The sequence below is a fragment of the Bacillus sp. T2.9-1 genome, assembly GCF_950097965.1.
In the GTDB taxonomy this organism is placed as follows: Bacteria; Bacillota; Bacilli; order Bacillales; family Cytobacillaceae; genus Niallia; species Niallia hominis.
The window spans coordinates 36954-47192 of record NZ_CATNHG010000092.1; the positions used below are offsets into that span (position 1 = coordinate 36954).

10 protein-coding genes, 2 rRNA genes and 1 riboswitch are annotated in these 10239 nt (G+C 37.4%); all 12 genes read right to left on the reverse strand.

Features of this window, described 5'->3' with window-relative positions; genetic code table 11:
• Positions 1-112 precede the first annotated feature (112 nt).
• Positions 113-1525, reverse strand: a complete 1413-nt coding sequence (gene purF / locus QQZ16_RS12245; protein WP_048718351.1) for an amidophosphoribosyltransferase — start codon at positions 1523-1525, stop codon at positions 113-115.
• Positions 1510-3726: a phosphoribosylformylglycinamidine synthase subunit PurL gene (purL, locus tag QQZ16_RS12250; protein ID WP_284561370.1), complete on the reverse strand. Its 2217-nt coding sequence runs from the start codon at positions 3724-3726 to the stop codon at positions 1510-1512. The genes purF and purL overlap by 16 nt, the downstream gene beginning before the upstream one ends.
• Complete coding sequence (gene purQ / locus QQZ16_RS12255) at positions 3710-4396, reverse strand: phosphoribosylformylglycinamidine synthase subunit PurQ (RefSeq protein ID WP_284561371.1); 687 nt, start codon at positions 4394-4396, stop codon at positions 3710-3712. The genes purL and purQ overlap by 17 nt, the downstream gene beginning before the upstream one ends.
• A complete protein-coding gene (gene purS, locus QQZ16_RS12260; RefSeq protein WP_016205034.1) occupies positions 4393-4647 on the reverse strand; it encodes a phosphoribosylformylglycinamidine synthase subunit PurS in 255 nt (84 codons plus the stop codon). Before purS ends, purQ begins: the two co-directional genes overlap by 4 nt.
• Complete coding sequence (purC, locus tag QQZ16_RS12265; protein ID WP_284561372.1) at positions 4640-5359, reverse strand: phosphoribosylaminoimidazolesuccinocarboxamide synthase; 720 nt, start codon at positions 5357-5359, stop codon at positions 4640-4642. Before purC ends, purS begins: the two co-directional genes overlap by 8 nt.
• Before the next feature lie 137 nt (positions 5360-5496).
• Entirely contained in the window at positions 5497-6789 is a 1293-nt protein-coding gene (gene purB / locus QQZ16_RS12270) for an adenylosuccinate lyase (RefSeq protein WP_048718358.1), read from the reverse strand.
• 3 nt (positions 6790-6792) lie between these two features.
• The gene (gene purK / locus QQZ16_RS12275; RefSeq protein WP_284561373.1) at positions 6793-7947 is read right to left on the reverse strand and encodes a 5-(carboxyamino)imidazole ribonucleotide synthase; all 1155 of its coding nucleotides are present in this window, start codon (positions 7945-7947) and stop codon (positions 6793-6795) included.
• The gene (gene purE, locus QQZ16_RS12280; RefSeq protein WP_048718360.1) at positions 7934-8422 is read right to left on the reverse strand and encodes a 5-(carboxyamino)imidazole ribonucleotide mutase; all 489 of its coding nucleotides are present in this window, start codon (positions 8420-8422) and stop codon (positions 7934-7936) included. Before purE ends, purK begins: the two co-directional genes overlap by 14 nt.
• A 124-nt stretch (positions 8423-8546) precedes the next feature.
• Positions 8547-8648, reverse strand: a riboswitch (purine riboswitch).
• Positions 8649-8755: 107 nt separating this feature from the next.
• A complete protein-coding gene (locus QQZ16_RS12285) occupies positions 8756-8953 on the reverse strand; it encodes an NETI motif-containing protein (protein WP_048718362.1) in 198 nt (65 codons plus the stop codon).
• Positions 8946-9491 carry a DUF2179 domain-containing protein gene (locus tag QQZ16_RS12290; protein WP_048718364.1) on the reverse strand — a complete coding sequence of 182 codons (546 nt, stop codon included), beginning with the start codon at positions 9489-9491 and terminating at the stop codon, positions 8946-8948. The genes QQZ16_RS12285 and QQZ16_RS12290 overlap by 8 nt, the downstream gene beginning before the upstream one ends.
• Before the next feature lie 413 nt (positions 9492-9904).
• Positions 9905-10022: ribosomal RNA gene (rrf, locus tag QQZ16_RS12295) — 5S ribosomal RNA — on the reverse strand.
• 92 nt (positions 10023-10114) lie between these two features.
• Positions 10115-10239 (reverse strand): 23S ribosomal RNA (locus QQZ16_RS12300); the annotation flags it as partial.

The window sequence follows — 10239 nt, forward strand, 5'->3', positions numbered from 1 at the left end:
CTAGTTTGATTCAGGTGGAAAAGCGACATTTATTCATGCCGCTTTTCTTTTATTTTTAACAGTTACAGAAGTATAATTTTTTTCATTCCATTTGGATCTTAGCTTCTTATCTTTATACTTTCTCGTATGGATGATCCGCGTTGGGATAAATTTCTGTTGGGTACCTACCAGTAAAGCAAGCAAGGCAATGTCCTCTATTTTCCCCATCATCTGTTCTGCCAATTGCATCAATCATTCCTTCTGTGCTTAGGAAGATAAGAGAGTCAGCTCCAATTAATTCACGAAGTTCTTCTACTGAATATTTCGATGCAATCAACTCTTCTTTTGTTGATGTATCAATTCCATAGAAGCAAGGATTTTTAATTGGTGGGGAACTGATTAGGACGTGCACTTCTGTTGCTCCTGCTTCTCTTAACATAGTCACAATACGTTTACTTGTTGTGCCACGAACGATTGAATCATCGACCATAATTACTCTTTTTCCTTCTACTACTCCGCGTACAGCAGAAAGCTTCATCTTAACACCTTGCTCACGAAGAGACTGGGAAGGCTGAATAAATGTTCGACCAACATAGCGATTTTTAATCAAACCAAGCTCATACGGAATACCAGTAGCTTCCGCATATCCGATTGCTGCTGAAATACTAGAATCCGGTACTCCAGTTACTACATCTGCTTCAATAGGTGCCTCGATTGCTAATCTTTTCCCAAGATTTTTACGAGCAGTATGCACATTGATTCCATTTATATTGCTATCCGGTCTAGAGAAATAAACATACTCCATTGTGCACATGGCAATATTAGAAGCGACAGAGAACATCTCTGAACGGAAGCCGTTGTCATCAATGATTAAAAGTTCGCCTGGTAAAATATCACGAACAAACTCCGCTCCGACTACGTCAAATGCACATGTTTCAGATGCAACAACATACGCATCTCCTAATTTTCCTAAAGAAAGGGGACGCATGCCATTTGGATCTAGGGCAACCATTAATTCTGTTTCCGTTAAGATAAGAAAAGCATACGCTCCTTTTATCATTGTCAGCGCATTTTTCACTCTTTCCTTAAATGCCGAAAAACCGCCTCTTCTAATTAAATGGGCAAGAACTTCTGTATCAGAGCTTGTTTGAAAAATACTTCCTTGTGCTTCAAGCTGGCTTTTTAAAGCTGTCGCATTTACCAAATTTCCGTTGTGGGCAAGTGCCATGCTTCCGCTTTGGAAATGGAACAGAAGAGGCTGGACATTTTCATATCCTCCGCCTCCTGCTGTTGCATAACGTACATGCCCAATTGCAGCTTTTCCAGACAATTCTTTAATTGCTTCTTGGGTAAAAATTTCGGAGACTAACCCTTCTCCTTTAATTCCTTTTAATTTTTCCCCATCTGTTGCTACAATACCAGTTCCTTCTTGGCCACGATGCTGTAGGCTATGCAGTCCATAATATGCTAATTGAGATGCATCCTCATGTCCCCAAACACCAAAAATGCCACATTCTTCGTTTAACCCTCTTATTTCAGCAAGCATGGAATTGCTCCTCTCCAGGCATCCATTAACGAATCAACCTGTTCATTTACTAGAATAGTTTCCCCTTGGCTTATGGTAAGAACGGCTGTATCTGTAACTTCTCCTACTAGTGTAGCAGGAACTAATTTTTCAAAAGTCTCTTTGTTTTCTGGTTTAATAGAAAGCAAGAAACGTGATTGTGATTCACTGAAAAGTGCTGTTACTGCATCTTCTTTAACATTAACTTTTGCTCCTAAGCCTTTTGAGCTAATTAAGCTTTCTGCAACAGCAACTGCCAAACCACCCTCAGCTAAATCATGAGCGGACTCAACAACGCCTGTGCGAATTGCTTCTAGAACTGCTTGTTGATAAGCTTTTTCCACTTCTAAGTCTAAGGAAGGTGCTTTTCCAGAAATAGATCCTTCTAGCATTTTTTGCAATTCACTTCCACCAAACTCTGCTTTTGTTTCTCCGAGCACATAGATTAAGTCCCCAGCTGCTTTAAAACTTTGTGTAGTGATATCTTTCGTATCTTTTACTAATCCAACCATTCCAATAACAGGAGTAGGGTAAATAGCTGTTCCATTCGTTTCGTTATATAAAGAGACATTCCCGCCGATTACTGGTGAATTTAATGCTAAGCAAGCTTCGCTAATTCCGTCTGCTGCTTTTTCAATTTGCCAGAAAATCTCCGGTTTCTCTGGATTTCCAAAATTCAAGTTGTCAGTAATAGCAAGTGGTTCTGCACCAGAACATACGATATTGCGAGCTGCTTCTGCTACTGCAATCTTGCCGCCTGTTTCTGGGTCTAAGTATAAGTATCTCGCATTACAGTCTGTTGTCATTGCTAAAGCTTTTTTCGTTCCGCGAATACGTACTACTGCTGCATCAGAACCTGGTGCAACTACTGTATTAGTACGAACCATATAGTCATATTGATCATAAACCCACTCTTTGCTTGCAATAGTAGGCTGCTTTAATAGATTAATAAGTGTTTCCCCATAGTTCTTTACAGTAGGAATATAGTTTTCCATCACTTGGAACTCCCGGTAATAAGCGGGTTCACTAGATGGCTTATGATAGACAGGTGCATCCTCTGCTAAAGCATCTGCTGGAACATTTGCTACTACTTCTCCCTTATGAAGAAGACGAAGCATTTTATCATCTGTTACAACACCAATTGCTACTGCCTCTAAATCATATTTATGGAAAAGATCTTTGATTTCCTGTTCTCTTCCTTTTTTCACAACAATCAACATACGTTCTTGTGATTCAGAAAGCATCATTTCATAGGCAGTCATTCCTGTTTCACGCTGTGGAACTAAGTCTAAATTCATTTCAATACCAGAACCTGCTTTACTTGCCATTTCTGCACTAGAGCTTGCCAGTCCTGCAGCACCCATATCTTGAATACCAACTAATGCATCTGATTGAATCAATTCAAGACACGCTTCAAGAAGAAGCTTTTCCATAAATGGATCTCCTACTTGAACAGCAGGACGCTTTTCATCGGAGTTCTCTGTTAATTCTTCAGAAGCAAATGTCGCACCATGAATACCGTCACGACCTGTTTTTGCACCAACATACATTACCGTATTACCAACACCGTGTGCCTGGCCTTTTTTAATATCCTCATGATTAATTAAACCAACACACATTGCATTAACAAGCGGGTTGCCTGCATAGGAATCATCAAAAGCAATTTCTCCGCCAACTGTCGGAATACCAATACAGTTACCATAGCCAGCAATACCAGCAACTACTTCTTTAAATAGATATTTCGTACGTTCATTATCCAATTCTCCAAATCGTAAAGAGTTAAGAATAGCAATTGGTCTTGCCCCCATCGAGAATACATCACGGATAATTCCACCTACACCTGTTGCAGCTCCTTGATATGGTTCAATAGCTGATGGATGGTTATGGCTTTCGATTTTAAACGCTACCGCTTGGCCATCGCCGATATCTACAATCCCTGCACCCTCACCAGGTCCTTGTAATACTTGAGGTCCTGTTATCGGAAACTTCTTTAATACAGGCTTAGAGTTTTTATAACTACAATGTTCTGACCACATAACGGAAAATAACCCGATCTCTGTATAGTTAGGAAGGCGACCAAGAATTCCTTCTACCATCGCAAACTCTTCATCCGTCACACCCATTTGTTTGTAAATTTCTTCTGATTTAATTTGTTCTGGACTTGGCTCAAAGCTGAACGACATTTGCTTCCCTCCACTGACTAACGATTGATTTAAATATTTTCAGACCATCTGCTCCACCTAATAGCTCATCTACTGCTCTTTCTGGATGTGGCATCATGCCAAGGACATTTCCTTTTTCATTTGTGATTCCAGCAATATTTTCTAAACTTCCGTTTGGATTTGTACCATTATAAGTAAAGACAATTTGATTATTTGCTTTTAAGTTGGCTAATGTTTCTTCATCACAGTAGTAATTGCCTTCTCCGTGCGCAATCGGGACAGTGATTACTTCGTTTTCCTTATATGCAGAGGAGAACATCGTATTATTATTTGCTACCTGTAGTTCAACTGGCTTACAGATAAACTTTAAACTTTCATTTCTTCTCATTGCACCAGGCAGTAAACCTGCTTCTAATAATATTTGGAATCCATTACATACACCAAGAACTGGTTTGCCTGCTTCTGCTGCTTTCACTACTTCTTTCATTACATTACTGAATCTTGCAATCGCTCCTGTACGAAGATAGTCACCATAAGAGAATCCTCCAGGTAGCAATATTCCGTCAAATCCTTCTAAACTATCTGTATCATGCCATACATATTCTACTTCTTCTCCAAGCTCATCCTTTACCGCATGGAACATATCAACATCACAATTGGATCCTGGAAATACGATTACTGCAAACTTCACTGTGCAACAACCTCCTCCACCTCATAGCGGTAATCCTCAATTACTGTATTAGCAAGTAGCTTTTCACACATTTCCTTCACTAGCTCATCTATATTTCTTTCTGATTTATCAATTGTTAATTCTAGGTATTTACCGATACGTACATCTTCTACTTCTTTATAATTTAACGAATGCAAAGATCCCTTCACTGCATTACCTTGTGGATCTAATACACTTTCTCTCAATGTGATATATACTTTAACCTTAAACATGTTGACTTCCCCCTAGTCTCGCTAAAATATTTTCGTATGCATCTGTTAGATTACCTAAATCACGACGGAATACATCTTTATCTAATTTCGCATTTGTTTCTTTATCCCAAAGTCGGCATGTATCTGGCGAAATTTCATCAGCAAGAAGAATATTTCCATCTTTGTCTTTTCCAAATTCTAATTTGAAATCCACTAAGTTAATTCCCAGTTCACCAAAAAATTTGCTTAATACTTCGTTTACTTCTAGTGCCTTTTTCTTTAAAAATGCAACTTCCTCTGTTGATACAAGCTTTAATTCTTCGATATGGTCTTCCGTAATCATTGGATCCCCTAGTGCATCATCCTTGTAGTAAAATTCAACCAATGGCTTTGATAACGGATTGCCCTCTTCTATTCCTAATCTTTTTGAAAAACTTCCCGCTGCTAGATTACGAACAACTACTTCTAATGGGATAATATCCACTTTCTTTACAAGCTGTTCCGTTTCGGACAATTTTTCGACAAAATGTGATGGAATACCAAAGTCTTTTAACTTTAAGAATAGTAAACTAGTAATCTCATTGTTTAATCGACCTTTGCCTGTTATAGTCGCTTTCTTCTCACCATTAAAGGCAGTAGCGGAATCTTTATATTCCAGCCAAACAATATCCTCATCTGAAGTTTTATACACTCTTTTTGCTTTTCCTTCATACAATAAAGCTCTCTTTTCCATTTGAAGAGTCTCCTTATCAAAAAAATTAGGGATAAAACGAAAAATTCTTACTTGCGCTATCTTGCTTAAAATTCGGTATATTCAGTTTCCACTGTTTGTAGTAGAGCTGTCATTTTATGTGACAGCTCTTATTTTTTTTATAATCCAAGACGATCAAAAATCGTATCAACATGTTTAATATGGAAGTGATAATCAAAGCAATCATCAATTTCTTCTTTTGTTAACTTAGAAGAAATTACTGCATCGCTATCTACTAGCTGACGGAACGGTACTTGCTTTTCCCAAGATTCCATTGCCCTAGGCTGTACAGTGTCATACGCTTCTTCTCTTGTAAGCCCCTTATCAATTAGCGCAAGTAATACTCGTTGTGAGTAAATTAAACCAAGCGTACGATCCATATTACGCTTCATGTTATCAGGGAATACAGTTAGGTTTTTCACGATATTGCTGAAACGGTTTAACATATAATTCAATGCGATCGTTGCATCTGGAATAATGATACGCTCTGCAGAAGAATGGGAAATATCTCTTTCATGCCATAATGGGACATTTTCATACGCTGTTAGCATATAACCACGAATAACACGTGCAAGACCTGCCATGTTTTCTGAACCGATTGGGTTACGTTTATGCGGCATAGCAGAAGACCCTTTTTGTCCTTTAGCGAAAAATTCTTCTACCTCTCTTGTTTCACTTTTTTGCAATCCACGAATTTCCACTGCGAATTTTTCAATAGAAGTAGCGATTAAAGCTAGAGTAGACATATAATCCGCATGACGATCACGTTGCAACGTTTGCGTAGAAATCGGTGCTGGTTTTAATCCTAATTCTTCACATACATATTGCTCCACAAATGGATCAATATTAGCATAAGTTCCTACCGCACCGGAAATCTTGCCATATTCAATTCCTTCAGCTGCTGCTTTAAATCTTTCAAGGTTACGTTTCATTTCTTCATACCATAGGGCAAGCTTTAGGCCAAAAGTAGTTGGTTCAGCATGAACTCCATGTGTACGCCCCATCATAACGGTGTATTTATGTTCTTGTGCTTTATTCTTCAAAACTTCAATAAAGTTCTCTACATCTTTTAATATAATCTCATTTGCTTGTTTAATTAAGTATGAAAGTGCTGTATCAACAACATCTGTAGAAGTTAAACCATAATGTACCCATTTTCTTTCTTCTCCTAGTGTTTCAGATACTGCTCTTGTAAATGCTACAACATCATGTCTTGTATCTAGCTCAATTTCTTTAATGCGCTCGATATCAAACGAAGCATTTTCGCGGATCTTTTTAACATCTTCTGCTGGGATTTCACCAAGCTTCACCCAAGCTTCACATGCCAAAATTTCTACTTCTAACCATGCTTTAAAGCGATTTTCCTCTGTCCAAATGTTTCCCATTTCTGGTCTTGTGTAACGATCGATCATTGTTTATCCTCCGATTTTTTCTGTCTGCACATTCCATACGTTTGTATTCTCGATTTCATCTAATGCTATTTCAACAGATGAGCGAAGTAAGGTTGCATGCCCCATTTTCCTATTTTCCTTTGGTTCCAGTTTTCCATAAAGATGAATTTTCCAATCCTGTAAATCAGGAATCCTATCAATCATCTGTCCTTGATGTTGACCGAGAATATTAACCATGACAGCAGGTCTTAATAGTCTAGTGCTCGCTAACGGCCAATTACACACCGCACGGATATGCTGTTCAAACTGTGAAGTCTCGCACGCCTCAATTGTATAATGCCCAGAATTATGTGGTCTAGGAGCCAACTCATTAATATAAATCTCTTCGTCTTCTGTCAGGAACATTTCTACTGCTAGTGTTCCTACTAAATGTAGATTCTCAGCAAGCTTACTTGCTTTTTCAATCGCTAAGTCTTTTGCCACGTCGCTAATTCGAGCCGGAACGATTGATTCATGCAAAATATTATTAAGATGGATATTTTCACTAACTGGAAAAACAGTAGCTTCTCCCTTTCCACTTCTAGTGATAATAACCGATATTTCCTTATTAAAAGGAATCCATTTTTCTAATACACAAACTCCATTGTTTAAAAGCTTTTCCGCTTCTGTTATTTGACTGCTTTCTTTAATAACATATTGGCCTTTTCCATCATAACCTCCACGGGCTGTTTTTAAAACAGCTGGATAGCCTAATTGTGCTAAACCACTATAAATATCACTTGTTTTTTCAACAACTACATATGGAGCTATCTTAACTCCAGCTTGCTCTATTGCTTTTTTTTCCTTTACTCGATCCTGTGTAATTTCAAGAAGAGCAGAACCTTGTGGAACGTTAGCATTATTGGTTAACCAATCTAGACAAGCTGCATCTATATTTTCAAATTCATAAGTTATTACATCACTTACTTCTGCTAATTTTTTTATAGCTGATAAACTATCATAGGCATCGATAATTTTATAATCAGCTACTTGCCCACAAGGAGAATCTTCGGTTGGATCTAATACTGCAATTCTAAACCCTTGTGCTTTTGCAGCGATTGCCATCATTCGTCCTAACTGACCGCCACCTATAATACCAATTGTTTGACCTGGCAGTATTACTTTATTAGACAAGCTCATCACTACTTTCCATTACTTCTTTTTTTGTTCTTTCTCTCATGGAAAAAAGTCTTTCTGCTAATTCTAAGTCTGTAGCACCTAGTATTTGGGCTGCAAGAAGTCCTGCATTCGTCGCACCAGCTTTACCAATTGCTACAGTAGCAACTGGCACTCCACCAGGCATTTGTACAATTGATAATAGAGAATCCAGTCCATTTAAAGCTCTTGATTGAACAGGAACTCCTATAACAGGCAAAGTTGTCTTAGCCGCAATCATGCCTGGAAGATGTGCCGCTCCACCTGCTCCGGCAATAATTACTTTCATTCCTCTATCTCTCGCGCTTTCGGCATATTCAAACATTAAGTCAGGAGTACGATGAGCAGAGACCACTTTTTTCTCGTAATCTACTTCCAGTTGATCTAATATTCCACACGCATGCTTCATTGTTTCCCAATCTGATTTACTCCCCATGATAACACCAACAGATGCGGTCATGTTCTCCCTCCTGATTCCATTTAAAAAGCCCTAGCCAGAACACTTTTCTACACTAAAAGAGAGAAAGTATCTGTCCAGAGCTTAAATAAACCTGAATAAAGTATACTCTACTTTTTTCAGCTCGTTTTCATTCACTTTCCCTCATAGTCCAGTATTTTACGGTTACCGGGTAGAAACTTATGGGCCATATTCCCATTATTATATGAGGGCTATTTAATTTATTTTATTTCCGTCTTTTTTAATTAACACTATACCATCTTAACAAGCATATTTATATATTGTCAACAGTAAATGTCGAACAATTAATATAAATATGATTTTATTGTTCGTGATTTAACCTTCTAGCTGTATTGCTTCAAAGATAATTTGTTGTGATACTGGCTCATAAGACATTTGACCATTCACCTTTATTTCCTTAAAAACCGGCTTTTCCATCCGTTTTATTGGCGTATAACCTTCCTTCTTCATTCTTTCTAGACAATCATTAATCGTCTCATTTATTTGTACTTCAAATCTTTTTTTCTTACTCATTAAACAATTTTCCTTTCTTAACACTTTTCACCCAGAATCCACCATAAATCGCTTTTGGCTCATATGCAATTATAAATGCTTTTGGGTCCAACTCTTTAATTGTCTGATATAATTTTAATTCATATTTTCGAGGAGTCAATATTTGCAAAGACATACGATCGCCTTCTAGCCCCTGTGCAGCCCAAGTTGTTACACCATATCCTTTAGTTCTTAAAGAATTAGGCAAATCTCTATCATATTCCTTTGTTATAACATTAACTGTTATATATCCTAAAGCTAGCTTCTCCTCAATTTTCATTCCAACAATTACTCCTATACCATATCCGATAGCATAGGCAACTAAGTTCTGAATTTGATCCAAATTATCCAAAACCAACCCTAAACCTATAACATAAATGACTACCTCTATCATGCTGATAAATGCAGCTAAATAACGTTGGCCCTTTAAAGTTAAAATCATTCGTATCGTAAAAAAAGAAACGTAGACAATATTGATTATGAGAATAATCAATACCATCGTAACACTATTTTCAAGCATGTATTTGCTCACTCCCATATGTATTTACTATTCCAATATTATACTTATAATTACCTAATAAGAAAGAAGTAAACAATTTTATATTCTTCAATAAAAAACAGATAAATCTGAAAATATATATAATAGAAGAAAGTCGGTTTTTTTTTGAAAAAACTCACTAATATTGTGGCTGATTTCTTCATTTATTTTAGTAAGGAGATATATAATTGTTAACTCCATTATTTGATGTTTAAGTACGAAGTAATAGGATGAATTAGCGAAATGAAGTAGCTATGTCCCCAATTTAATATATTGTCTAAAGTCACAAAGATATAATCTATTACTCATCACTAGTTAGCGCATCTGTTCTGATTTAGTATTTTATTTACGTAAAAAAAGACCTAAAAGCAATAAAGCTTTTAGGTCTTTTAGTGGCCTGGCGACGTCCTACTCTCACAGGGGGAGAACCCCCAACTACCATCGGCGCTTTAGAAGCTTAACTTCCGTGTTCGGTATGGGAACGGGTGTGACCTTCTCGCTATCGCCACCAGACTATTTAATTTTTGAGAGTTATTCCCTCAAAACTAGATTATGAAGTAAAAGAAAAGAAACAAGTAATCTCACTTAGCTTACGCTAAGTTTTTTTAGTTAAGTCCTCGATCTATTAGTATCAGTCAGCTCCACATGTCGCCACGCTTCCACCTCTGACCTATCAACCTGATCATCTTTCAGGGATCTTACTAGCTTACGCTATGGGAAATCTCATCTT